Source organism: Azospirillum sp. FG154, assembly GCF_057809575.1.
Genome location: NZ_JBMDKF010000009.1, coordinates 197,634 through 220,523, shown reverse-complemented (window position 1 = coordinate 220,523; position 22,890 = coordinate 197,634). Strand labels below are relative to the sequence as shown.

Genomic DNA, 22,890 nt, shown 5'->3' with positions numbered 1-22,890 from the left:
CAAAGAGCCATCGCCTTGCGCCGTCCCCCGAAAGACGTTGTTCATCACTCGGATCATGGGAGCCAATATTGCTCTGCTGATTATCTGAAAATACTGAAAGATGGCGGCTTTGTCATATCAATGAGCGGAAAAGGGAATTGCTACGACAACGCCATGGTCGAAACGGTGTTCAAGACGCTGAAGACTGAACTTATTTGGAGAACAATTTTCCTTTCCAGATCAGCGGCAGAAATTGCCATTGGACGCTACATCGACGGGTTCTATAATCCTGTCCGGCGACATTCGGCGCTTGGCTACAAAAGCCCATGCGATTTCGAGGCTGCCGCATAGCCCAAAGCAAAAGGCTCTCCACTTTTCCAGGGCAACTCCAGTCAAGGCGGACATTATTCCGTGAACTTGGAGCACGGCCCGTCCAAGCTCCTTCGTCGTAAAGAGGCACCGCCGACGCCACCCTCGTCAATCAGCCCGCCAGCCGGCGCAGCTTCGCATATCAGGCTGGCCAGCCCCCTCGGTGCCAGTCTGGCAGGATGGCCATCCCGACCGTTCGCCTCCGACCGTCCGCAAAGCGCCAGTAGCAGACATACCCAAACTTGTCCGCTTCTGGCGCGCAGCGGAAGAAGAGCGGAATCGCCCGCCGGTCGGCGCCGCAGCCAGGCGCTAAAATTTTCGCGCATCAGAGAATGCACAGGTAGAATGAGGTGATGTGGTGGACGGCCCTTCCACCTTCTGGGATCGGTGGCAAGCTAATGCCGTCGAAGAAACCAGCTCAGGGAGGCCGTCCATGAAAGAGGTGGTGACGATCAGTCTGGACTTGGCGAAGACTGTTTTCCAGGTCCATGGGATTGCTGCGAATGGAAAGATCCTGGTCCGTCGGCAATTGCGCCGGGGCGAGGTAGTGAAGTTCTTCCAGAGCGTGCCGCCATGCCTGGTCGGGATGGAAGCCTGTGGCACGGCACATCACTGGGCTCGGGAGATCGCGGCGTTGGGGCACACGGTGAAGCTGATGCCGCCCGCCTACGTCAAACCGTACGTGAAGCGGGGCAAGACCGACGCCGCCGATGCCGAGGCGATCTGCGAAGCGGTCACGCGCCCGACCATGCGCTTCGTCACCATCAAGACCGTGGACCAGCAGGCCGCGCTGATGCTGCACAAGACCCGCGACTTGCTGGTGCGGCAGCGAACCATGCTGATCAACGGGTTGCGTGAGCACCTTGCAGAGTTTGGGATCATTGCGGCCAAGGGGCCTGGCGGCGTGAAGGCGGTGACCGAGGCCCTCAATGAGGAGCAAGATCGTCTACCGGAACTGGCGCGCTTGGCGTTGCACGGCATCGTCGAGCAACTCCGGCAGCTTGAGGCCGAGATCGAACGGCTGGAGAAACATATTCTTGCCTGGCATCGGACCAGCGACGTCAGCCGGCGCTTGGCGACCATTCCCGGCATCGGACCGATCACCGCGAGCGCCATTGCGGCGGCCGTGCCGGACGGCACGTTGTTTCGCTCCGGCCGGCAGTTCGCCGCATGGCTCGGCCTGACGCCAAAGGCCCACAGCAGCGGTGGCAAGGAGCGCCAAGTCGGCATCAGCAAGCAGGGCGACGGCTATCTTCGGCGCCTGCTCGTCGTCGGCGCAACCGCAGTGATGCGGTTAGCCCGCAAAGACAACGCCAGCCGCAGTTGGGCGACGAAGCTGCTGGAGCGCAAGCCCGCAAAGCTGGCCGCCGTGGCTTTGGCCAACAAAACCGCGCGTATCGCCTGGGTGGTGATGACGCGGGGAGTGACCTACGCAGCGCCGAACGCGGCGTAGACAGAATCCACCTCGCCGGCATCGGATGGCTCGGCGGGGTGGGGCAAGGGTGGTGAGACGTGATGACGAACCGGCAGGACCGGGGATCGGCCAAACCCACGGGGACCAAGCGCCACGGAGCGCGATGAGGTGATTTGGGCGCCGATCCGCGGAATTCATCAAGGCCAGCAGCCAGCGGCTGCGACAACAGGCCGGACACATGGATGCATCCTTTTCGGCCAGTCAGCGCGGATTTCCCTCTTGCGCCAGAGGGGCCGTCCACACATGGTTTCTTCGACGGCATTAGCTTGCCACCGATCCCAGAAGGTGGAAGGGCCGTCCACCACATCACCTCAGAATACACCCTATACAGTTCTGTTGCGAAAAGGCACCATTGTCGTATCTGCAGCGACCCTGAGATGAATCTGAAAGCTTGACGTTCTCTCAAGAGCCGGTTGCACAGCGGCCGATGCGCGTTTATTGTTCAATTCAACTTTGCAGTGGCGGTCCAGATGGTTGCAATTGCCCTTGCATCCAACTGATCGAGATGGAGCAGTAAGGATCCTGGGGAGGGCCAATGCAGCTCGAGCGCGCGCGCATCAAAAACTTTCGATCACTTCGGGATGTCGAAGTGGCTTTTGGCGCACACACTGCATTTATCGGGGGCAACGGTGCCGGTAAATCGTCAATCCTGAAGGCGATTGAGAGGTTCTACTCAACATCGAAGAGTTGTGACGCCGATGATTATTTCGGACGAGATCAAGGGCAACCGATTGAGATTGAGCTGACCTTCCATCAGCTGAGCGATCAAGAGGCTGCATCGTTTGAGGACCGGGTTCGCGACGGCAAGCTGGTGGTCACCCGCATTTTCGACGGTGGCACGTCGAGCGGACGTTATCACGGTGTGGTTCCTCAGAACCCCGATTTCGTAGCGATCCGATCGCACACCGCGGCAAGCCCCAAGCGTACCGCCTACAATAACCTTCGCGAGACGAATCCCCTCTATGCGGCATTGCCTAACGTCGGAAGCGCGGCTGCCGTCGACCAAGCACTAATGGATTGGGAGGCTAACCATCCTGCTCAACTAGTGCTGTTGCCGGACGATGGTCAGTTCTTCGGCTTCCAGAACAACAGCCGCGGCAAGCTTCAGCGCCACACGAGTTTCGTGTTCATTCCGGCCGTGCGCGAGGCGTCGGCGGATGCCGCGGACGGCAAGACGAGTGCAATTGGCAAGCTTCTTGAGCTTCTGGTGCGCAGTCAGATCTTGCAACGACCGGATGTTCAGACCTTCAAGGCGCAAATGACCGAGGCGTACCAGGCGCTGGTTTCCGCCGAGAACATGCCCGAGCTTGGTACTTTGGCGCGCACCCTCACCGCCGACCTACGCGGCCTGTACCAAGACGCCGAAGTGGCGCTGAACTGGCGCGAGATCGGAGAAATGCCGGTCCCGTTGCCAATGGCGGACGTCCTCCTCAAGGATGACGGGTTCGGCGGGCCGGTGGATCGGCAAGGGCACGGTCTCCAGCGCGCGTTCATCTTCACTTTGCTCCAGCATCTGGCACGCACGGCGGTGCCGGAGGCCGACGATGCCCTCGCGGGTGGCGGCGACGGAGCGCATGACGCTGCGGCGGTAGTGGCACAAGCGCCGACCCTGATTCTCGCGATCGAAGAGCCCGAACTCTATCAGCACCCAACCAAGCAGCGGCATTTCGCTGAGGTGCTGCGCGGTCTGAGCAGTGGCACCCTACCGGGTGTCCAGGGGCACACCCAGATCATTTTCGCGTCGCATTCGCCGATGTTCATCTCGATGGGCAAGGCGGACGAAATCCGGCTTACCCGGCGTTCGGTCTGCGCTGACAGCGCGTTCAAGCAATGCAGCTTCCAGGCGCTCGACCTTGATATCGTCGCACAGAAGCTCGAGCGCGGCTGGGATAAGCCCGCCGGCTCATACAGCGCACAGACCTTGATGCCGCGACTCCACATTCTCGGCGCCGAACTAGCCGAAGGTTTCTTCGCCAATGGCGTCATTCTGGTTGAGGGTCGTAGCGATAAGGCGGCGCTTACCGCGACGGCACGGATGCTCGGCGTGAATTTCGAAGCGGCCGGGATCGCGATCCTTTCGGCCGAAGGCAAAGCCAATCTCGATCGTCCCTACGCGATCTATCGGGAGTTGGGCATTCCGACCTTCCTGTTGTGGGATTGCGACCAGAATCTGCGCGAAGACAAACGAACGCCGACAACAGATCTTGCTCTGAGCAAGCTCGCAATGCCAGAGAACGTGTTCGACGCCGCTCCGATCGTCGATTTCGTCGGCGATTGCTATGCGCATTTCGGTGCGACGTTGGAACATCGGTTGAAGGAGGACCTCACACCGGGGGTGCATGCGGCATGTCTTGCCGCGGCCTGCGAGCCGTTCGGCGTGAACCCCAGCAATGACACGCAGAAGATTCCCGAAGTGGTCTACGAGACACTGCGGCGTGCGAAGGAGCAGGGTCGCGAGAGCGAGATGCTTAAGAACCTTATCCGTTCGATGTGGCGCTTTTTCCGCGACGAAGATCTTCCGGGGGAAGCCCGGCAGCACGCGCCGGTAGCTGCAGCATGAAAGTCGAGGAGGGTTCCAGTGAACGCGCGCTTGCGCATGACCGTCGCGCTCATGGCCCATGGAGCGATCTCGCGCTCCATACGATCGGGTGGCGAGCATTTCAGGACTTGTGTTCGCAGGTCTGTGAAGTCGTGCTGGGTCGTCCCGTTGAAATTTTTCGGGAGGCCCAGGATGGCGGCCAGGACGCAGTATTCCTTATCCCTTCAGGATCGAAAGCGCCGCCGATTGGCACGGTTCAGTGCAAGCACTCCTCGGAGGCGGGAAAAGCGCTGAAGACAGGCGACCTCTCCGGCGAGATCGACAACGTCGAGGAGTTGGTCAAGGCAGGTCAGGCCGATACCTACGCGTTCATGACCAACATGAGCGTGGATGCGCCTGTCGCCGCCGCGATGCGCGCGCGACTGCGCGCCCTTGGCGTGCGCAAGCCTCATATTCTGGGCCGCCAATATATTGTACGCGTGATAAGAAGCAGTGCACGTTTGCGTGCGCTCGTCCCACAGGTGTATGGCCTTGGCGATCTCACCTCGATCGTCGATGAACGGTTGAGCGAACAGAGCCGGGCACTGCTCGACAGTTGGGTTCCAAAGTTGCGGACCTATGTCCCAACCAAGGCCCATCGCGACGCCGTCAACGCGATCTCGGACCATGGCGTGGTGCTCCTCCTCGGCAATCCGTCGAGCGGCAAATCGGCGATCGGTGCCATCGTTTCCACGATCGCCTCGGAGAACCCAGACAATACCGTCCTCGCCCTGACGAGCCCGCGCGATTTTGAGGCGGGATGGAATCCGAACGACCCGGGCCGCTTCTTCTGGATCGACGATGCATTTGGTTCAAACGTGCTGCGCGAGGACTACGTCCAAGACTGGGCTTCCGATTTTTCGAAGCTCCGCGCGGCGATCAATCATGGGAACCGCTTCCTCCTGACTTCGCGCAAGCACATCTATGAAGGAGCGCGACGCCGACTCGGTCAGCGAAACCTCGCGCAGTTTTCTGACGGCAGCGCCGTCGTCGACGTCGGCGACCTGTCCTTCGAGGAGAAAGCGCAGATCCTCTATAATCATGTTAATTTTGGCGGGCAGAGCCAGAGCTGGCGATCAAGCGTGAAGCCCCATCTCGCGGCCGTTGCCGCCGTTGAGAACTTTCTTCCCGGCATTGCCGAGCGGCTTGGAGACCCGAATTTCACCAAAGGGCTGGCGCCGCGCGAGAATTCGCTCATCCGGTTCATGGAGGCGCCGACCGAACATCTTATCGGTACGGTCAACGCGCTGGACGACCGACTGCAAGCGGCACTCATCCTCGTTTATGTGCATCAGGGCGGCTTCAATCCAGGCGATCACGATTCACTCGCGGCGCAGGCGGTCGCCGAACTCACCGGCTACTCGATCACGAAGATCCAGGATTGCTTCGCTGAGCTGAAAGGATCTTTCCTAAAGCTCTCTGGACCCAGATGGACCTTCGCACACCCAACGATCTCGGACGCGTTGACGGAGATCCTGCGGCAGAAGCCGCATATGATGGCCGCGCTGATTCGCGGTGCGCCGATCGATACCATTCTCGGCAGTTTCACCTGCGAGGGATCGCCGCTCATTCGAGACGCGCTTGTTATACCAGCCGTGCTTGACGATGCATTGGTCGCTCGCCTCGAGCGTACGCCAGACGAGCCGCACCGCAATTGGCTTTTGTTCCACTTTCTGTCCTACCGCGCTAGCGAGATTGTTTTCGCAAAGGCTGTCCAGCAATTTCCGGAGTTGCTCCGGCGATCTTGCTGGCGGACTGAGCCAATTGGAAATGACTCCCAACTTACCACCTATGGCCGTGCAAATTGTCTTGCTCTGTTACCCAACGACCTGCGGCTGGAAGCGGCGGACAGGCTTGAAAGGGCTGCGCGCTCGTCGCTGGACTTTTCCTTCTTTGAAGAAGAGGACATGCTCGCTCTGTTGTCGCCATTGCGCCTCGTTGGCATGGGAATGGCGTTACGCACGACGGTCCTGCCATCGCTCGAGGAGCGCATCGACGAAATTGCGGCAGTCGCAGATCTCGACGAAGAGCCCGATAGCCACTTCAAGAAGCTCTTGGATATTTTGGAACGCGTGGAGGCTTTCGGCGTCGATGCTGATGCCGCAGCGTTGATCGAAGATGCGCGGGACCAGATCAGGCGCTCGGTTGAAGAAATCGAAGGGCGTAAGCGGGAGCACGATGAAGAGACGGACAGTGACACGGATTGGACTCATATCGTGACGCAGAAGAAGGAGGACGCAACCGCCTCAGCTGTTCCTCCAGCGACCCGCTCGATATTCGACGACGTCGACAAATAGAATCGACCGGTTCTGAATGTTGGTTGATGCACGATTATCTGAGTGACTGTTCGCAATCTGCGTCCGGACGTCTGACCCCTGCCAAAGCACAATCGGCCAGACCGCGTTAGCGATAGAGCGGCTTGTCTGCACCGGGCGGTTCATCGCTGAAAGTCCGCTTCGATGGGCATCTTCCCAGCACCAGTCAGGCTGCAATCAGCCAAGAGCAGACAAGCTGCGTCCTTCATGACCATGAGGTCTGTCTAGTTGCCGTGTTGCAGATAATCAAACCACCTAGCTCGCGCCGCCGCGCGAACTCGTTGAATCTCGCTCAGCGTCTTGAACCCTGGATCGACACATCCGGCTTCCGTTCGCTCGAGCCAATATCGAAAGAATGGGACCCTTGGATCAGATTCACCAGCACTCTTCAGGCGAATTTCAAGCGCTTGCCTAAGCACATTGCTTAGTCCGCTCAAATCTTCACCCAGAAGTTCATCACGGGTTTTCTCACCTAGCACATTCCCAAGTGCATCCATCAAATCGAGAGTATCGAGGTGCGTCTGTTGAACCACCACCTTCAAGCGTTGAGATGGCAAGCTAAGCCCCCCTGAGAAATCAAGCATGCTTGTGTAAAACGCCGAAAAATCATCTTCATGAATATCAAGCGACTTTGCTAAAGAGTTACCTGCCTCCAGACTGATTTTACGTTCTCCGCTCTCATACATTGCAACTGCGGACTGAGTTACGCCGCTCATAGCGGCCAAATCGCTTTGGCTCAGCCCCCTATTTAACCGGGCTTCACGCAATGGACTCGACTTCGTGGGGGAAGGCATTTTCGATCTCCAAGAACGATCACAAAATTGTGATATCACGATGTTGTGATATTATGCAAGATCCAAATTTCTCAAACGTGCTTAATTCTACTGTGTCATAAAGTGCGCAATTGATGGCAGCATGGACATCGCTGAAGGGTTTTGGCGAGCATTCTGGCGATTGCGATGCGCAGGGTTGCGATGGACGTCGGGACGTGGCGCTCAGGGCGCAGCGGCGGCCCCGCGGGGTCGGAAGCTTTCGGGAAGGTCAGGCGCTTGGAGGCGCCCGGAGCGAGGTGGTCCTGAGGGGGGAATCGCCGCCCGTTCCCTGATCAGGAAACCGTAGGCGGCGATGCACAGCGTCGCGTGATGGTGGAATCCGCGCCAACCCCGGCCCTCATAATGGCCGAGACCGAGTTCCTGTTTGAGTTCGAGGTAGTCGCGTTTGATGCGCCACCGCAACTTGGCGGTCTCCACCAAGGCGTTGAGCGACATTGTCTCCGACAGCGTGGACAACCAGAACTTGGTCGGCTTCTCTTCGTCCTCGGGCCATTCGATCAGCAGCCACTGCTCCGGGCGACGCTCCGCCCGCTCCTCGTCGCGGTGCGCGGCGTGAACGCGAACGGCGGCGAAACGGGAGGCCAGCGGCGCGTTCGTGCCTTCGCGCCAGGTGACGGAGCACCAAGCCTCCGGTGCCAACCCTTCGGCCAGAGCCTTTACCGAGATCGGTTCATGTCCAGGGGCGCGGCGCAGGAGCTTCGGCGGCCGCCCCTTGCCGCTCCACGGCTTGGGTGGCCGCGGTTCCACACCGGGCGGCCAGACGGTCAGCGAGGACTGGACTCCGGCGACGTAAGTCAGCCCCAGCGCGGTCACGCCTTCGCGCAGGGCGGTGTCGTTGCCGTAGCCTGCGTCCATCAGGACCACGCCCGGCGGCAGCCCCGCCGTCATGGTCGTGCGGATCTGGTCCAGCGCGATGGCGGGCTTGGTCTGGAAGAGGACCCCGTCCGGGACGCCGGTCCGCGCCCGGCGCTCCGCGTCGTCGGCCCATGTCTCCGGTAGGTACAGCCGGAAGGCGACGGGAAGGCTGGCGTGGTCGGTTGCCAGCGACAGCGACACGGCGACTTGGCAATTGTCCTGCTTGCCGATCTGGCCGCAGTACTGGCGCGTCACACCAACGGAATGGTGCCCCTTCTTCAGCATGCCAGTGTCGTCGATGATCCAGGCGCGGACCGGGCCGCGTTCCAACAGCGCCGGCAAAACCAGATTGCGCACCCCGGCCAGCACAGCGGCATCGTCCCAGGCCGCCTTGGCGACAAAATGGTGCAAGGACTGATGGGCGGCGCCGACACGTCCCGGTTCCACCCGCGCGGCCATCGGCTCGACGCTCTTGCGGTCGCCTGGAAGGATCAATCCAGTGCAATAGGCACGAAACGGCGCCGCGCGATCAGCGTGGCCCAAAGCCGGCGCCAAGCGCTCGACATACGCCGCGAACCGTGATTCGATGCCTTTTGCGGTGCCAAGGGGATCCATACCGCCTCTCTGAACGAAGCATGAATCCCCTTATTACAACAAATCGTTACCCCATTCCAAGTTTTATGACACAGTAGGATTAATTCCGTTGCCTGAAACTATGGCTTGATGGGCGTACCATAGACCAACATCAGAGGTCCGCCGCTCTGGGTCAGAAGCGGACGCTTGAGGGTGTCGCGCAAAGGGCCATGGCCGCCTCGCCCGCATGTCGGCGGCGATCAGCTGGCCAGCACTGGCCCGGCTGGCTCTTCGATCTCCACTGCGGCCGCCAGCAGGTCGGCGTCGATGCCCTGCGCCTAGTGCCGACTGTATGGTGCCGACGACGTGCCGCCGCCCTGGGTGATCCGCTCGCCGGCATGCCGGACGCGATCAGATTTTTCGCGCATCCGGCGATACGCGAGGTAGAGTTCTCCCGTGAAGGGGTGTCGCGAAAGGGAGCGCTGATATGCGCACCCCATCGACCGGCCCCTTTCTTTTGGACCGCATCTGCCCGGTCGGCGGTGGGGTGATCTCATCTCCAGTTTTGGCAGGTGAGCAAGGCGGGTCCGCCCACGGTCAGGAGAAAGGTTGCGCCATATAACAGTTACTGTTATAGTTACCGTCATGAACGATACCCGCGCACCTTGCATCCGCCCCGCATCCTGGCTGGTCCGCAACCAACTCGCCGCTCTGTCGCGGACGGATTTGCAGGCTGTCGTGGTCGCGGTTGCGCTTCACGGGGACCGGCCTGACATCTCCACCGGCGAGGCCGAGTTCAGCGATCTGTCCGATCTCGGCTTCCCCTGCACCAAGGTGGTGGTGCGCAGAGGCGTCCGGGCCATCGGTATCACTGCGGCGTTCGTCGTCGAGTTCAACGATGGCGTCACCGTCGTGCTGTTCATCAAGGAAGGCCGCAATCTCTCGCTGCGCGACCGCAACGACATCCGGGCGGCGTACGAAGAGGAACTGAGGAGGCGTGTCGATGTCGAAGGCTGACGTGCAAGGGTTCTTCGAGGAGGTCGGCTTGGCCGACGCCGAGGAATTGGCGGTCAAGACCCAGGCCGTGCTGGTGGTGAGCAAGGGGCTGCACGACCAGGGCCTGTCGCAGGCCGAATTTGGTCGACGGATCGGGTGGAAGCAGCCGGTCGTGTCCTCCCTCGTGCGGGGCGAACTGGACCTGTTCAGCTGGAACCGCATCAATCAGGCTTTGAAGCCTTTCGGGAAGCAAGTCAGGATACACTATGAACTGGCGGATTGCGATGCGACCGAAGCGTGATCCGGACCGAGAGAAGCCGGGGATGCCGATCGCCATGAACGGCGCAGCCTGAATGGCGCCCCCGTTTCCCAACAGGGGCCGACCGCCCAAGCCGAATTTTACCAAGCCACGGCCGTACAGTGAATCAAACCCAGCCGCAGGCTGGCCGCCACCCCAGGCCAATGGATCCGCATTGCAGAAGCAGGGCCAATGGCTCACACGGGCGGCCGACGCCGAACGCGCAGGTGATGGGGTGGAGGCCGAGCGGTGTCGGCAGTATGCCGGGCACTGGTTCCGCGTCTCGCGGGGACAGGATTGAGGGGCGGCGATGGGCGAGATGACCTTGACGACAAAGGAGCGGGCGCTGATCCGCCACGAGTTTATGGCGCGCTTCTCGGCTCCACCACGCTTGGCCGATGGGATCCTGGTAAAGCGCTGGGCCACGGGGCCGGAGAAGGGCAAGCCGAAGCCAGGCGCAACCATCCAGGGGATGATTGACCGCGGCCTGATGGAGTTCCCGACAACGGTGGCCATTGGCTGAGGGCGCGCTTTACCAGCGCCGGGCTTGCCGCTCTGCGTCTTATGGCCGAGGATCGGCGGGCTCTTTCACTGGCGGAGTATCGACATATCCTCGACGAACTCGGAATCCAGGCGCCAACCGATAAGATTGGCGGCTCATCGGTTGCCGTATGACCGAACGGGAATCCAGAAAAGGAGACCTATGAAGGAAAAAATATCCGAAGATAATGTCCGTGCCGCCCTCGATGCACCAACCTCGGTCGTTCCCCTTTCTGTCCCAAGTGCTTATGCTGTCGGATGAATTCCGCCGATCAGCAGATGGCCAAGCGCAGGGGAATCAAGCGATGATGCTCAAGTCCATGATCGCCGCGATATCGCTCGCCCTCATTGCTGTCTCCGCACAGGCGGCGACCCGAGGGATGACGCCATTGACTTCGCCGATTCCGCTGAGAGGAATGGAAAGTATCAGCATGACTGCGAAACCCGCCCCCGCCTTGGAATTGGATCCAACGAACGCCTCGTCCTGGTTGGAAGGCGAACATGAGATCCGTCGGATCGACCTCGGAAAATCCATTCGGAATATTAAGTTGCACAGCACTGTATGGGTGATTCTTGAGGAAATCTGTCGGCAGGAGAGCCTGGGCCTGGATGAGATGTTCGAAGCGCTCTCGGATCGCTGCCGGTCCACCCGCGCCAAGGCCCTGGGTAGAGCCGCCGAGGTGTTCATCGTCTCCTACAACCGGCTGGCCGTCGCGCCTCCCGAACGTGTCAAGAACATTCAAGACGAGGCGAAGGCGGAGCCGACGTCCATCACCGCAGCGCCTCCAAACATGAACTGACCGAGCGGGATCAGCGCCGGAGCCGGTTGAAGCGCTCCTTGAGAATGACGCTCGTATGAACCCTGAGCACACCCTTGATGATTTCGATCTGGTTTCGGACATCGTTCAATTCCTCAAGACTTCCTGTCTCCACGGTCAAGATCATGTCGATCTCTCCACCAATGGACTGGCTGAGTTTAACCTGCGGAATTTTCTCGACATCCTTCGCGACCTTTTCACAGATGGGTCCTGTCAGGTAGAGAAACATATAAGCTGATACAATTGGTTTCAGCATGGCACCACCACGGCGGATCGTGAACCCGGCAATCACCCCGGTACTGATCAGACGTTGCATTCGGGCGTAGACCGCGCTGCGGGAAAGCTTGGCCTTGCGGGCCAATTCCTGGACGGATTGCCGACCGTCCGCCTCCAGATGGCACAGAATCAGCTCATCCACCGCATCCACGTCCAAAGGATGTTTAACCACCAATTTGCACCCCTTTGTATGCATCATCCCGACGAAATGACGTTACCGTTGGACGCATTGATCGGTCAAACTGGACAATCAGATTTGTACTGTCCTCGTCACCACCACCAAGACGAGGATAGTCCGCGATGTCTGGTCATGCCGTCCGCCGACGCAATTCGGATCCGTACACCGATCTGAATGGTCTGGCGGCTTCGTTTTCCGCCCACCCCCTGTTCGGCCAGCCGCTGTCGTTTCACAGCGACGACAACCCGTTCCACCGGCCGCTCCGCCCGCAGGACGCCCCGACCATCGACCTGACGGCCAAGCTCGACCGGTCGCGGGTCGCCTGCAACGCGGCCCTGTTCGGGCACCGCCTGCTCACCACGGTCTATGAGGCGGAATTGCTGTTCCTGCCGGAAACCATGGACCGGCACCGGCGCGACGCGTTCGCGAGCTTCTATGACGACGATCTGAAATGTCTCGGTGAACAGATGCGTCCGGGCCTGGAGCGCCAGTTGTTCGGCTTTCTCGACGCCGAAATCGACATCACCGGCAACTGGAGCCTGGGGTCGTTCCGCGCCTACGCGGAACACGTCTTGGCCCAGGCCAACACCGGGGAGAGCGCGGTCGTACGCGCGATTCTCAACGCGCGCAATCCGGCGGCGCTCGCCGATGAGTTCCTGGTGCAACTGGCGTCTGACTTCATCACCGAGGCGTCGGCCATGGCGCGCAACGTCCTGGGCAACTACGGACCGGCGCAATCAGGACTTTTCACGATTCTGATCGACGAATACGGCTATGGGGTGTCGTCGTCAAAGCACTCCACGATCTTCGAAACCACATTGAAGAGCCGCAGCCTCGATCATCGGGCGCACGCCTACTGGCAATATTTCCTACCCTCATCGCTGGCTCTGGTGAACTACTTTCACCTCGTCTCGCGCAATCATAAGCATATCGGTCGCTATGTCGGCGCGCTGCTCTACACCGAGGCGACGCTTGCTGAGGCCAATCGTCAGCAGTCCGAAATGCTGCGTCATATTTTCGGCGACGAGGTGGACACCCGCTATTTTGACGAGCACCAGCAAATTGACGTCCACCACGGACGCATGGCGATGGAACGCGTCATCGTACCGCTGGTCGAGCGGTGCGGGGAGTGGATTCTGCCGGACATCGTGCGTGGCTTCGAGGAGTTCAAACTGCTCCAGACGCTGGCCGACCGGGATCTGATCGAGCAACTCACCTTTGCCGACCGGCTGTTCAAGGCGCCCATGGCCGGCGATTACTGCGCCGCGCATCCGGATGCCTGGACTGGTCCGAACATACTGACGTTCACCGAGCCGAAGGGTGAAATCTCGGTGCCGCACATCCACGACGAGCCTGAGTTGTTCGAGATCACCGAAGGCGCTGTCGAGTTCACCGTTGGCCCCCAGCATTCGATCGAACTCGTGGCGGGGCAAGCCATCGTCATTCCCGGCGGTCGTCTGCACGGCACCAGGGTGCTGTCCGACACCTGCACCTACCGCATCCGTAAGGCTGCCGGCCTGGGGCTGGTGGCATGAGAGTCGTTGAATTTGATCGCACGCAGAACAACGGCGTGTTGGCGGGCGAAGTCCACTACTTCCTGCTCGCCCATGAGGGGCACAAACCGTTGCTGTGCGGTGGCAAATGTCCGCACCGCGGTGGTCCGCTGTTCCTGGGCGCCGGCAACCATAAGACCGGGTCGATCACGTGTCCGTGGCACGAGACGACCTTCCCGCGAGCGACCCTCGAAAAGCAAAGCGTTCCCGCCGTGATGATCGGCGACCGTGTGACCGCCGTGTTCGACCTCCCCGACGACGCTGTTCTGGCTCCCTACCATCACGAGAGGATCATCGCCAATGAGCGCTCCTGATTCGAACGCCCTGCGACCGACCATCGGCCTTTTCGGCGCGGTGACGCTGGCAATCGGCATCGTCGTCGGCGCCGGGATGCTGGCGCTTCCCGGGCTGGTCTACCAGCAGGCTGGGGGGTGGGCGCTCTGGTCGTGGTGCCTGGACGCGGTGATCGTCGCACCGCTCCTGGTGGTCTTCGCCAGTCTGGGCCGGCGTTTTCCGTCCGCTGGCGGCGTGTCGGGCTTCGTGGCGGAGGCCTTCCCTGGGGCGGCCATCGGCACCTCCTACCTGCTGCTGGGCACCTTTGCGCTGGGCATCCCGGCCATCGCGCTGACCGGGGCCACCTACATCGTCCAGGGTTTCGGGATCGACTCCGCCACCGCGCCGACGCTGACCGCCGCAGTGGGCGCGCTCCTTCTCGCCACAGGCCTCCTCGCCTCCTGGGCTGGCGCGAAGGTCGCTGGCCGGCTCCAGGACATCGTGGTCATGGTGCTGGTCGGCTGTCTGGTTTTGGTGGCTTTGGGAGCGGCGCCGCGTTGGGAAGCGATCAACTTCGGCGCGGGCTCACCCTCGCTGTCTGGTGTGTGGAGCGGTGCGGCTCTGGCTTTCTTCGCCTTCACGGGTTGGGAGATGCTGGCCTTCACGGCCGAGGAATTCAAGAACCCCAAGCGCGACTTTCCGATCGCCGTGATCCTCAGCTTCCTGATCGTGACCGGGCTTTACCTGGGCATTTCGGCGGCGGTGCAGGCCCTGGTGCCGCTCGACAGCCCGAGGCTCGCGGGTGCGCCATTCCTCGCGGTGGTGGAGAGTTTGGCCGGTGGCCGTGCGCCGGGTGCGACCGTCGCGGTTCTGGTGACGGGCATCATCGTGGTGAACCTGAACGGGGCGTGTTGGGCGGCGTCGCGCCTTCTGTTCGACATCGGCCGTCGCGGGTGGGCGCCGGCATCCCTCCGTCTTGGCGCCGTAAATGGAAGTGGCACACCGCGGGCTGCGGTCGGCGGGATAACGCTGATGTTCGGGGTGGTGTTGATCGCGCAAGCCATGGGAATCGTCTCGCTGGAGACGCTGCTGATGACGGCGGGGCAGAACTTCTTCCTGCTGTATCTCGCCAGTGTCGCCGTCTATGTGGCTCTCGGGCGCGATGCCGTAAGCCGGATTTTTGGTGGTTTGGCCGTCGTCGGATGCTTGGTGTTCGCCAAGGCATACGGCTGGGGGCTTGCCTACGCGGTGATCGTGTTCAGCATCCCCTATCTCGCGAAAGGGATCATCCGCCGCTCCCAATTTACCAGCTCCGACACTCCAACCGGCACCTGACGGCGCGCTGGATCGTCACCGAGGCGGTCACAAACCGCCACGGCGCCAACCAGCGGCCTTCTCGCCAACCGAATGGGTCGAACCATGAACGAAAAGATGTCAACCGCATCCGGCGATGGCGAAGGAGCTGGACGGAAAACGCGCGGTCGGGAGAGCAAATTATCCCGCCCAGCCGGAAAGCCACTGTCGCCGATGATGGAGGCGGCGCTTGGACAGGTGCGCCAGGATTTCGATATCACTCCAGGGCGCTGTATAAAGATCGACGGTCGACGCACCTCGATTCGTCTCCAGGATCCGCTCTGGGATGCGCTGAAGGACATTTCCAAGCGGGAGGGACGTGGCATCGACAGCCTATGCACCGAGGTCGCCCGAATGCGTCCGAAGGGCTTGACAGTCAGCGGCGCGGTTCGGCTGTTCATCACGCGCTATTTCCGCGAGGCCGCCGGTTCTGTAAAGACCGAATGACGGTTTGGTCCATCCGCATTCCCGACACCGCTGGCGAAACGCGGGAGCACGCCAACCATTGGGCCAGCGGGGCGCCGACACTGCTGGCCAGAGGCGGCGGTTGGCGATGATCGTGAGAGACACGGGGACAAGCCTCCCTACCAGCCGCACCAGGGCTCTTGCCAGGGGGCCACAGTTTCGCGGCGCGCGAAGCCGAAGCCGACCAACAGGTCGCCAAGGTCGCGACCGTCGTCCAGGAGGACACGGCCCGTCAGCACACCGGGCTCGTGGTCTGGAGCAATGTCGGTAATCGAGGTCGGCTTGAACTGGATCAAGAAGCGGACGCCGCGCGCCATCGCGGCGGCGCGCTCACGTTCGTCGGAGCATTCTGCCAACCCGCCCGGCTTCGGTGTCTCAATTCCCCGGAGCTTCCAGCGCAGCGGCCACGCCGTGCCTCCGATGATGGCGGTGGCGGCGATTTGGCCGTTCTCCTGCACTTGGAAGGCCCGAAACGGATGCGGACCGTTACCGGCGTCCCGCATCCAGTTCGGCACGCCGTCCGCCGACGCCGGTGTAACCGCCAAGGTGCCGAGCAACCCGAGAGCGATTCCAAGGCTGATTCGTGAGGGGTTCAACATGCCGATTAGCCCGCAGTTGGCTGGGCGTGAGTCTTGCGGTAACGCTCGATCATCGCTGGGGAGACATCGTCCGCAAAGCAGAGCGGTTTCTGGCCACCCGGTCGGCTGTAGGCGCTGTTGCCGCCGCAACGCCGTCCATTTCGCATGGTGCTGAAGGGGCATGGGCAGTTGCCGGCATAGCCCCTGATGGATTCCGCGATCATGCGGGAGCGGATGTCGTCGTTAGACAACGAGAGATCTCGGGCACCGGCCGCACCAGCCACTCCGAACCCGATAATCGCAGCTAGAAAACTGTACCCAATCGCCCGCATCTTGGCTTCCCCTCTGCCACGCTTCCAAAATTGCGCGCAAATGGAGAGACGGTCAATATCATGCACAATCTTTTGACTCCGCCTTCATCGACCTTGTTACCGGTGGCAACGTGTCATGGCCTTGTTTGGCGAAGCGGGCGACAATGGTTGGGAAATGGAGGATCCGGCAGCAGAACGGATTTCCTGTGGCGCCGGAGCTGATAGGAGAAGGATCAGCTGGAGCTCTTGGCTTGTAGGATGATCCGTTGGACTGGCGGGCCGATTCGCAGAGCTCCATTGTTTAAAAATAGCGATAGCTTCTTCCAACGAGACCGTCGCAAACCTGGGGGGCCTTCATGCTGCAAGGCGGAAGGGTCGGCAGGCGTATGGCTCGGCGGCGGCGTGATCGGCGGCGAACGTTCCGTTCATTCCTGCGGTGCGTACTGGAGTTTCCCTTTGTCGGAGAACCGCCTCGAAAGGCACCATGCCGCCCAGGTAGTCTGACAAATTTCCCTCAGACTCGTGAACGCCGCCTATTTTAACAGCACCTACCTGTTCAGATTCATCAAAATTGTCCCAATGGCTGAGGCGGAACCACGTTATTCTGCCAATTGGCAAGTCTCTCCAACAGTCGCAGCTCATGAGAAAACTCTGTCGATAATCGAGGGGGGGGGGTAATCTGCGCTCTCCCATCGCTACCAAAGGGAGCGTCAGCGTGAACGTCCTGTCGAGAGGGGGCGATGGACAGCGGGATCGAATTGCGCCATCTCCGGTACGCCATCGCGGCGGCGGAACAGGGGAGCTTCCGCCGCGCGGCGGCGATCCTGGGGATTCAAGTCTCGGCTCTGAGCCGTTGCATCCGTGATTTGGAGGACAGGATCGGCGCCTCCCTGTTCAATCGGCGTTCCCATGGTGTGCAGCTCACCTTCGCGGGAAAGAGATTCATCCAGCGTGCGGATCGGCTGATGGCCGATCTCAATGAGGCGTTGCATGAAGCCGAGGTTGCTGGCGCCGGGCGGGAGGGAATCCTGCGCATTGGTGTGCTGTCGTCGCCGACCAGCGCGTTTCCAGCGATGCTGATCAACGTCCATCGGGCGATTTATGCCGATGTGGAAACCGTCTATGCCGAGGCGAGCACGGTCGACCATATTCTCGCCATCCGCCAGAATCGGCTCGACATCGCTTTTCTGGCTCACGCCGTCGAGGGCGAGGGGTGTGACAGCGTCCGTCTGTGGAGCGAGCGGGTCTTCGTCGCCATGGCGACGAACAACTCCCTTTGTCATCGGGAAAGCGTTCAATGGAGCGATCTCGACGGGCGGCGTCTGATCTTCAGCGCGACGCCTCCAGGGCCGGAGCTTCAACAGTGTGTGACGAAGCGGCTCATGGGTCTTGGCGTCCAGCCGAACGTCGCTCTGTTGGCGGTTTACCGGGACACGGTGATGCATGTCGTGGCGGACGGCGCGGATGTGACGGTGGTGGGCGAGGCGCGGGCGACCGAGCCGTTTCGTGGGGTGGCGTACCGACCGATCCGTGGTGAAAGCTTGTTCTTTCATGCCGTGTGGCTGCCGGAGAACGACAATCCTGCCTTGCGGCGTTTCCTCAGTCTGGCCAGGGTGCTGGCGAAACCCTGCGCGGACTGCGTGGCCCGGATGGATCGCTCCGAACCGCAAGAGGATGGTAAACCCGAAGCGGGCGCCGCAAGTCATGATCGGGTTGCCGTGCTGAAGGAGCGTTTGGGCCGGATCCTGTCGACCCGCTGCGTCGATTGCCTGTTGCGCAATATTCCGATGGAGTGAGGTTGGGCCAAGCCCTGCTCTACAATTCACCCGGAGAATCGAGCGGGCCGACCTTTTTGCGACGGGCCTTGGCGAACGCCCGGTCTGTCGCCATGAAGCGCTGGATCATCGGGACGATCAGCGTCGCCGGTTCCGGCCCCGCCGCTTGTCCGCCCTCCCGGCGGATCGCCTCGGCGTAGGCGGCGAGGTCGCGGAACACCGCCGCTGGCATCGCGATGGTCAGTTTCACCGGCTTGTCGTCGGGGATGACGGTCAGCTTCAGCCTGTCCATGGGTCAGCCTCCATAGGGTTCCAAAACGAGATCGCGGGTGACGATGACGCGAACGGGGAAGCCGGGTCGGATGGTCAAGGTCGGCTGGATGTTGAGTTGACGCTGCACGATCTGCTGGCCGGTCTGGCTGACGCTGTTGGAGGCCCCCTGGCGCAAGGCGCGGACGATGGCGTCGTCCTGGCCGGAGGATCCGGCTTCGGCGCCAACGCTCAGCAGGGTGGAGAGCAACGCGCCGTTGAGCAGCGCCCCCCAATGGTGATCGACACCGTCCTCCAACCCGGCATAGCCTTGCGGGTCGGCGCCGGGCTGGCGCTCCAGCACGATGGATTTGCCGTTTGGCAGGATGAGGCGGGTCCACACCAGCAGAATTCGGCTTTGGCCGACGTCCACGGAGCTGTCGTATTGGCCGATCAGCCGTGCGCCTTGGGGAATCAAAAGATGTCGGCCGGTGGGGCTGTCATAGACCGCTTCGGTGACTTGGGCGATGATCGGGCCGGGCAGATCGGAGCGGATGCCGGTGATCAGGGCGGCTGGAATGACGGCCCCGGCTTGCAGCGCATAGGGTGACGCCGGATCGGCGCGGCGGTCGACGCCACCCGCGACAAAGGCCAGCTTGCGGTCCTGCGTGGTCTGGGAGATGTCCGCCTCGACGGGAGGCGTGCCGTTCGCCTTGACGGTTTCCGTATCGACGGTTCGCGGCGGGGGGACGGCGTTCTCCCGTCTCTGGCTGGTCTGGGCGAACAGGCGGCTGACGCGGGCCGCTTCGGTCTCTTGGGCCAGGCGTTGCTCGATGGGGGAGGGGCCTTGCGTTGGAACGCTGACCGGCTTGCCCTGGTTCTGAGCGCTCAGGATCGGTTTGCCGAGATCGCCGGGCAGGGCAGGTCCGAGCTTCGGCACGGTGGCGTAATCCTGCGGCAGTCCGGCCAAGCCCTCCGCCGCAGGTCGGCCCTGCGCTCCCAGCAGGTCCGGCGCTGGTCCGGCGTTCTTTCGGCTTTGCAGGCCGTACCCCAGCGTGGCGGCGACCGCCAGGGCGGAGATTCCGCCCAGCACGACCAGCGCACGGCGCGACAGCCGGGTCACGCGGGGATGTTCGGCGCGCAGGCGCAGGTTTGGTTCCGCCGTCGGCGCTTGCGGCGCGGGGGGAGGTGGATCGGTGGTTGGCGTGGTCATGGCCGCCTTCCGTCAATGCGGCGGATGCGGACGCGGCGCTGGCTGTGTTCGTCGCCCATGCGCAGTTCGGCGGCGGCGAACAGGCGGTCGACGATCATGTGGTGGCCCCGCACCCGGTAATTCACCAGTTCCGGGCCGCCAGCCGGACCGACCACGAACAGGGGCGGCATCTCGCCCTGGGCGACGCCGGAGGGGAACTCGATGTAGACCTTCGCTCCGTCATCGAAGGCGCGCTCCGGCTTCCATGGCGCGTCGTCGCCATCGATCACGTAGCGGAAATTGAGCGAGGCGATGTCGACGCCTGTGGCGATCGGTTGTCGGGCGTCCGCCTCCTTGTTCGGGCGGCGCAGGGCGATGAGCTGATCCTCGGGATACTGCCAGGACACCGAGGCCATGTAGGTGGCGGCGGTGGCGCGCAGCTCCAGATGGTAGGTGCGGCGGTCGGTGTTGATGAGGAGGTTGGTCTGGATGTCGGGCCGTGTCGGCTTGACCAGGATGTGGAGTCTTGTCGCGGCCCCGGCGCCGCTCTCGGTGTCGCCGATGATCCAGCGCACGGTGTCGCCGGCGGCGACCGGACCGGCCCCCGCCAACCGCTCGCCCTCCTGCAAGGCGATGTCGGTGATCCGCCCGGGGGCGGCGTAGACTTGGTAGAGGGCGCCGCTGGAATAGGGGTAGACCTGGATCGCGTTGATGAAGCCGTCGCGGACCGGCTGAACACGGGCGGCGGCGTTGGCCTGCTCGACGCGGAGGGCTGGGGTTCCGGGTTCCGGTGGGGCTGCGCCGCCGGGAATCCGCTTCAGTTGGCCGGGCAAGGGCAGGGGGGCCGGGATTGGAACCAGGGTGACGGGCGGCGGCGGATCCAGGATCGCTGTCGCTGGGGTGGCGTCGTCGTAACGGATGTCCGGCGGCGGCGCCGTTCCGGCGCACGCGGCGAGCAGCAGGCCGGGCAGCAGCAGGGCAGGCAAGCCGACAGCGCGGACAGGGATCATGGTCCCAACTCCTTCGACCAGTTGATGGCGGTGACAAAGACGCCGAGCGGATTCTTGCGCAGCCGGTCAGCGTCTTGCGGGGGTTGGATCAGCACCGACAGGATCGCCGACCAGCGGGTGGTGTCGGTCAAGGCCCCGTCCTGATAGCGGCGCTGCGTCCAGGCGACGCGAAAGCTGGTGGGGGAGGCGCGGATGACGCTGGAGACGTCGACGGCGATCTGCTGGCGGCCAACCTTGGCGAAGGGATCCTCGGCGCGGGCGTAATCGTTCAAGGCGGCGGCGCCGGCGGCGTTGGTGAAATCATAGGCGCGCAGCCAGTTCTGGCGGACGATCACGGGGTCCGCCGGGACGCCGCGCACCTCGTCGATGAAGCGGGCCAGATGCCAGGCGATCTGCGGATCGGTGGGGTGGTAATCGGCCTCGGCGGGAGCGACCGCCTGAGCCTCCCCCAGCGTGTCGACCTGGACCACCCAGGGAACCACGCTGCCGCGCGCGGACTGCCAGATCAGCCCTCCGGCCAACCCGGCGGCAAGCGACAGGCAGCCGAAGGCCATCAGCCGCCAGTTCCGGGCCTGGACCCGGGCCGAGCCGATGCGCTCGTCCCAGGCCTGGGCGGCCTTCTGGTAGGGGGTTTCCGGTTCGGGGGTGCGACCGTAGCGCGCCGAGGCGCAATGGAAGGGCGTCATCAGCGGTCCCTTTCGGAGAGATCGACGGAATGACCACCGCCGCCGCTGTCGCCGGAGCGGATGGCGTGCGCGACGGCGGAAGCGCCATGACTCATGGTTTGGCTGCGCCGCAGGCGTTTGGCCCAGTCCGGCGGGGATGTGGCCGTGTCGGGGGCGGACGTGGCTGTGGCGCCGTCAGCGTCGGCGACGGCGCCCATGGTCGAAGCCCCGCCGGTGGCGGCGACGGCGGAACGGGCGCCCGCCTGATGCTGCTCTTTCAGGCTGTCGGCGGCGCTCTTCACCGCGTGTTTGATCGGAGCGGCGGCGGCCTGTCCAGCGGCCTTGCCGACCCCGGCCAGACCGGAGGCCACCCCGGCCACGCCCGATTGTCCGGCGGACCCGAGAGCGTACGCGCTGGAGGCCGCGCCCACCGTGCGGGCGGCGCCTTGCGCTGCGGCGGCGGTGGCGCGACCGGCGCCAGCCAGGGCGGCTCCTCCCCCCGCGACGGCGGCGGTGGCTCCGGCGGCGACCCCGGCCACGGCGAGGCCAGCGCCGACCGCCGCCCCGGCCCCAAGCTGCGGCGCGCCGGAGACCAGGCCGGTGGCGATGCCGGGGCCGAAGATCCCCAAACCCAGCATGGCCAGGGCGGCCAGAACCACGGACAGCGCCTGTTCGATGGTCGGGTGGCTGGAGCCATAACCCGCAGTGAATTGGCCGAACAGGCCGGTTCCGATGCCGACGATCACCGCCAGCACCATCACCTTGACGCCCGAGGCGACGATGTTGCCCAGCACTTTCTCGGCGAGGAACGCCGTCTTGCCGAACAGGGCGAAGGGGATCAGCACGAAGCCGGCCAGCGTGGTCAGCTTGAATTCGATCAGGGTGACGAAGAGCTGGACGGCGAGCAGGAAGAAGGCGACCAGCACGATCAGCCAGGACACCATCAAGACGGCGATCTGGACGAAGTTGGCGAAAAAGGCGGTGACGCCCATCATGGTGCTGGCCGCGTCCAGCAGCGGCTGGGCGGCGTCCAGCCCGACCTGGGCGAGGCGGCCGGGCCGAAGAAATTCGGCGGCGCCGATCGAGGAGCCGCCCGCCAGCAGGCCGAGACCGGCGAAGCTGTTGAACAGCAGCTTGGCGAGGCCGTTGAAGTTGCCGATGAGATAGGCGAAGAAACCGATGGAGAGGGTTTTCCTGACGAGGCGCTGAACGACGTCCTCGTCGGCGCCCCAGGCCCAGAACAGCGCCGCCAGCGTGACGTCGAGAGCGATCAGCGTCGACGACAGAGAGGCCATCTCCCCCTTCAGCAAACCGAAGCCGCTGTCGATGGAGGTGGTGAAGGTGGCGAGGAAGAGGTCGATGACGCCGACGTTGTTCATCGCGG

23 protein-coding genes are annotated in these 22,890 nt (G+C 62.7%); 14 read left to right on the top strand and 9 right to left on the bottom strand.

What is annotated here, in order from left to right; translation table 11 throughout:
* From ACODS4_RS13395 to ACODS4_RS13380, 4 genes are all read left to right on the top strand, one after another.
* Positions 1 to 330 (top strand): integrase core domain-containing protein (locus ACODS4_RS13395; protein ID WP_488864374.1); only part of this gene is annotated, 330 nt, incomplete at its 5' end.
* 451 nt (positions 331 to 781) lie between these two features.
* Positions 782 to 1,801, top strand: a complete 1,020-nt coding sequence (locus ACODS4_RS13390) for an IS110 family RNA-guided transposase (RefSeq protein WP_488864372.1) — start codon at positions 782 to 784, stop codon at positions 1,799 to 1,801.
* 556 nt (positions 1,802 to 2,357) lie between these two features.
* Positions 2,358 to 4,382, top strand: a complete 2,025-nt coding sequence (locus ACODS4_RS13385; RefSeq protein ID WP_488864370.1) for an ATP-dependent nuclease — start codon at positions 2,358 to 2,360, stop codon at positions 4,380 to 4,382.
* Complete coding sequence (locus ACODS4_RS13380; RefSeq protein ID WP_488864368.1) at positions 4,379 to 6,697, top strand: nSTAND3 domain-containing NTPase; 2,319 nt, start codon at positions 4,379 to 4,381, stop codon at positions 6,695 to 6,697. Before ACODS4_RS13385 ends, ACODS4_RS13380 begins: the two co-directional genes overlap by 4 nt.
* Before the next feature lie 242 nt (positions 6,698 to 6,939).
* Here ACODS4_RS13380 and ACODS4_RS13375 read toward each other — a convergent pair whose 3' ends face one another.
* Together ACODS4_RS13375 and ACODS4_RS13370 are read right to left on the bottom strand one after the other, a co-directional pair.
* Positions 6,940 to 7,509, bottom strand: coding sequence for a helix-turn-helix domain-containing protein (locus ACODS4_RS13375; RefSeq protein ID WP_488864366.1), 570 nt, complete (start codon positions 7,507 to 7,509; stop codon positions 6,940 to 6,942).
* A 201-nt stretch (positions 7,510 to 7,710) separates the two neighbouring features.
* Positions 7,711 to 9,018: an IS701 family transposase gene (locus ACODS4_RS13370; protein WP_488864364.1), complete on the bottom strand. Its 1,308-nt coding sequence runs from the start codon at positions 9,016 to 9,018 to the stop codon at positions 7,711 to 7,713.
* Between the two features lie 603 nt (positions 9,019 to 9,621).
* Here ACODS4_RS13370 and ACODS4_RS13365 point away from each other — a divergent pair.
* The 5 genes from ACODS4_RS13365 to ACODS4_RS13345 all read left to right on the top strand — a co-directional run bounded on the left by ACODS4_RS13365 (position 9,622) and on the right by ACODS4_RS13345 (position 11,610).
* Positions 9,622 to 9,993: a hypothetical protein gene (locus ACODS4_RS13365; protein WP_488864362.1), complete on the top strand. Its 372-nt coding sequence runs from the start codon at positions 9,622 to 9,624 to the stop codon at positions 9,991 to 9,993.
* On the top strand, positions 9,980 to 10,273 hold the full coding sequence (locus tag ACODS4_RS13360; RefSeq protein WP_488864360.1) for an XRE family transcriptional regulator: 294 nt from the start codon (positions 9,980 to 9,982) through the stop codon (positions 10,271 to 10,273). Before ACODS4_RS13365 ends, ACODS4_RS13360 begins: the two co-directional genes overlap by 14 nt.
* Before the next feature lie 52 nt (positions 10,274 to 10,325).
* Positions 10,326 to 10,571 carry a DUF4167 domain-containing protein gene (locus ACODS4_RS13355; protein WP_488864358.1) on the top strand — a complete coding sequence of 82 codons (246 nt, stop codon included), beginning with the start codon at positions 10,326 to 10,328 and terminating at the stop codon, positions 10,569 to 10,571.
* Positions 10,572 to 10,580: 9 nt separating this feature from the next.
* Positions 10,581 to 10,793: a hypothetical protein gene (locus tag ACODS4_RS13350; RefSeq protein ID WP_488864356.1), complete on the top strand. Its 213-nt coding sequence runs from the start codon at positions 10,581 to 10,583 to the stop codon at positions 10,791 to 10,793.
* 322 nt (positions 10,794 to 11,115) lie between these two features.
* A complete protein-coding gene (locus tag ACODS4_RS13345; RefSeq protein WP_488864354.1) occupies positions 11,116 to 11,610 on the top strand; it encodes a hypothetical protein in 495 nt (164 codons plus the stop codon).
* A 10-nt stretch (positions 11,611 to 11,620) separates the two neighbouring features.
* Here ACODS4_RS13345 and ACODS4_RS13340 read toward each other — a convergent pair whose 3' ends face one another.
* Positions 11,621 to 12,076 (bottom strand): Lrp/AsnC family transcriptional regulator, encoded by a 456-nt coding sequence (locus ACODS4_RS13340; protein ID WP_488864352.1) that lies wholly within the window; start codon positions 12,074 to 12,076, stop codon positions 11,621 to 11,623.
* Positions 12,077 to 12,204: 128 nt separating this feature from the next.
* On the opposite strand from ACODS4_RS13340, the gene ACODS4_RS13335 reads away from it, so the two are divergent.
* The 4 genes from ACODS4_RS13335 to ACODS4_RS13320 all read left to right on the top strand — a co-directional run bounded on the left by ACODS4_RS13335 (position 12,205) and on the right by ACODS4_RS13320 (position 15,708).
* The gene (locus ACODS4_RS13335; protein WP_488864350.1) at positions 12,205 to 13,617 is read left to right on the top strand and encodes an iron-containing redox enzyme family protein; all 1,413 of its coding nucleotides are present in this window, start codon (positions 12,205 to 12,207) and stop codon (positions 13,615 to 13,617) included.
* Entirely contained in the window at positions 13,614 to 13,949 is a 336-nt protein-coding gene (locus tag ACODS4_RS13330) for a Rieske 2Fe-2S domain-containing protein (RefSeq protein WP_488864348.1), read from the top strand. Before ACODS4_RS13335 ends, ACODS4_RS13330 begins: the two co-directional genes overlap by 4 nt.
* Complete coding sequence (locus tag ACODS4_RS13325) at positions 13,936 to 15,243, top strand: APC family permease (protein WP_488864346.1); 1,308 nt, start codon at positions 13,936 to 13,938, stop codon at positions 15,241 to 15,243. Before ACODS4_RS13330 ends, ACODS4_RS13325 begins: the two co-directional genes overlap by 14 nt.
* An 84-nt stretch (positions 15,244 to 15,327) precedes the next feature.
* Positions 15,328 to 15,708: a ribbon-helix-helix domain-containing protein gene (locus ACODS4_RS13320; RefSeq protein ID WP_488864344.1), complete on the top strand. Its 381-nt coding sequence runs from the start codon at positions 15,328 to 15,330 to the stop codon at positions 15,706 to 15,708.
* Positions 15,709 to 15,845: 137 nt separating this feature from the next.
* Here the strand turns inward: ACODS4_RS13320 and ACODS4_RS13315 are convergent, their stop codons facing one another.
* Positions 15,846 to 16,283, bottom strand: coding sequence for a hypothetical protein (locus ACODS4_RS13315; RefSeq protein ID WP_488864342.1), 438 nt, complete (start codon positions 16,281 to 16,283; stop codon positions 15,846 to 15,848).
* A gap of 1,072 nt (positions 16,284 to 17,355) precedes the next feature.
* Between ACODS4_RS13315 and ACODS4_RS13310 the strand changes: the two genes are divergently transcribed.
* A complete protein-coding gene (locus tag ACODS4_RS13310; protein ID WP_488864340.1) occupies positions 17,356 to 18,411 on the top strand; it encodes a LysR family transcriptional regulator in 1,056 nt (351 codons plus the stop codon).
* Positions 18,412 to 18,430: 19 nt separating this feature from the next.
* Here ACODS4_RS13310 and ACODS4_RS13305 read toward each other — a convergent pair whose 3' ends face one another.
* Genes ACODS4_RS13305 through trbL form a run of 5 tightly spaced genes read right to left on the bottom strand, consistent with a single transcriptional unit; the run spans position 18,431 to position 22,885 of the window.
* The gene (locus ACODS4_RS13305) at positions 18,431 to 18,682 is read right to left on the bottom strand and encodes a DUF2274 domain-containing protein (RefSeq protein ID WP_488864338.1); all 252 of its coding nucleotides are present in this window, start codon (positions 18,680 to 18,682) and stop codon (positions 18,431 to 18,433) included.
* A 3-nt stretch (positions 18,683 to 18,685) separates the two neighbouring features.
* Positions 18,686 to 19,852 carry a TraB/TrbI/VirB10 family type IV secretion system protein gene (locus ACODS4_RS13300; RefSeq protein ID WP_488864336.1) on the bottom strand — a complete coding sequence of 389 codons (1,167 nt, stop codon included), beginning with the start codon at positions 19,850 to 19,852 and terminating at the stop codon, positions 18,686 to 18,688.
* Complete coding sequence (gene trbG, locus ACODS4_RS13295; protein WP_488864334.1) at positions 19,849 to 20,841, bottom strand: P-type conjugative transfer protein TrbG; 993 nt, start codon at positions 20,839 to 20,841, stop codon at positions 19,849 to 19,851. The genes ACODS4_RS13300 and trbG overlap by 4 nt, the downstream gene beginning before the upstream one ends.
* Complete coding sequence (gene trbF, locus ACODS4_RS13290; RefSeq protein ID WP_488864332.1) at positions 20,838 to 21,527, bottom strand: conjugal transfer protein TrbF; 690 nt, start codon at positions 21,525 to 21,527, stop codon at positions 20,838 to 20,840. Before trbF ends, trbG begins: the two co-directional genes overlap by 4 nt.
* A complete protein-coding gene (gene trbL, locus ACODS4_RS13285) occupies positions 21,527 to 22,885 on the bottom strand; it encodes a P-type conjugative transfer protein TrbL (RefSeq protein ID WP_488864330.1) in 1,359 nt (452 codons plus the stop codon). Before trbL ends, trbF begins: the two co-directional genes overlap by 1 nt.
* Positions 22,886 to 22,890: the final 5 nt, after the last annotated feature.

Bases quoted from the DNA above. Each gene is read 5' to 3' on its own strand.
- ACODS4_RS13390 (WP_488864372.1), top strand. From the start codon at position 782: ATGAAAGAGGTGGTGACGATCAGTCTGGACTTGGCGAAGACTGTTTTC.
- ACODS4_RS13385 (WP_488864370.1), top strand. From the start codon at position 2,358: ATGCAGCTCGAGCGCGCGCGCATCAAAAACTTTCGATCACTTCGGGAT.
- ACODS4_RS13380 (WP_488864368.1), top strand. From the start codon at position 4,379: ATGAAAGTCGAGGAGGGTTCCAGTGAACGCGCGCTTGCGCATGACCGT.
- ACODS4_RS13375 (WP_488864366.1), bottom strand. From the start codon at position 7,509: ATGCCTTCCCCCACGAAGTCGAGTCCATTGCGTGAAGCCCGGTTAAAT.
- ACODS4_RS13370 (WP_488864364.1), bottom strand. From the start codon at position 9,018: ATGGATCCCCTTGGCACCGCAAAAGGCATCGAATCACGGTTCGCGGCG.
- ACODS4_RS13365 (WP_488864362.1), top strand. From the start codon at position 9,622: ATGAACGATACCCGCGCACCTTGCATCCGCCCCGCATCCTGGCTGGTC.
- ACODS4_RS13360 (WP_488864360.1), top strand. From the start codon at position 9,980: ATGTCGAAGGCTGACGTGCAAGGGTTCTTCGAGGAGGTCGGCTTGGCC.
- ACODS4_RS13355 (WP_488864358.1), top strand. From the start codon at position 10,326: ATGGCGCCCCCGTTTCCCAACAGGGGCCGACCGCCCAAGCCGAATTTT.
- ACODS4_RS13350 (WP_488864356.1), top strand. From the start codon at position 10,581: ATGGGCGAGATGACCTTGACGACAAAGGAGCGGGCGCTGATCCGCCAC.
- ACODS4_RS13345 (WP_488864354.1), top strand. From the start codon at position 11,116: ATGATGCTCAAGTCCATGATCGCCGCGATATCGCTCGCCCTCATTGCT.
- ACODS4_RS13335 (WP_488864350.1), top strand. From the start codon at position 12,205: ATGTCTGGTCATGCCGTCCGCCGACGCAATTCGGATCCGTACACCGAT.
- ACODS4_RS13330 (WP_488864348.1), top strand. From the start codon at position 13,614: ATGAGAGTCGTTGAATTTGATCGCACGCAGAACAACGGCGTGTTGGCG.
- ACODS4_RS13325 (WP_488864346.1), top strand. From the start codon at position 13,936: ATGAGCGCTCCTGATTCGAACGCCCTGCGACCGACCATCGGCCTTTTC.
- ACODS4_RS13320 (WP_488864344.1), top strand. From the start codon at position 15,328: ATGAACGAAAAGATGTCAACCGCATCCGGCGATGGCGAAGGAGCTGGA.
- ACODS4_RS13310 (WP_488864340.1), top strand. From the start codon at position 17,356: ATGGACAGCGGGATCGAATTGCGCCATCTCCGGTACGCCATCGCGGCG.
- ACODS4_RS13305 (WP_488864338.1), bottom strand. From the start codon at position 18,682: ATGGACAGGCTGAAGCTGACCGTCATCCCCGACGACAAGCCGGTGAAA.
- ACODS4_RS13300 (WP_488864336.1), bottom strand. From the start codon at position 19,852: ATGACCACGCCAACCACCGATCCACCTCCCCCCGCGCCGCAAGCGCCG.
- trbG (WP_488864334.1), bottom strand. From the start codon at position 20,841: ATGATCCCTGTCCGCGCTGTCGGCTTGCCTGCCCTGCTGCTGCCCGGC.
- trbF (WP_488864332.1), bottom strand. From the start codon at position 21,527: ATGACGCCCTTCCATTGCGCCTCGGCGCGCTACGGTCGCACCCCCGAA.
- trbL (WP_488864330.1), bottom strand. From the start codon at position 22,885: ATGAACAACGTCGGCGTCATCGACCTCTTCCTCGCCACCTTCACCACC.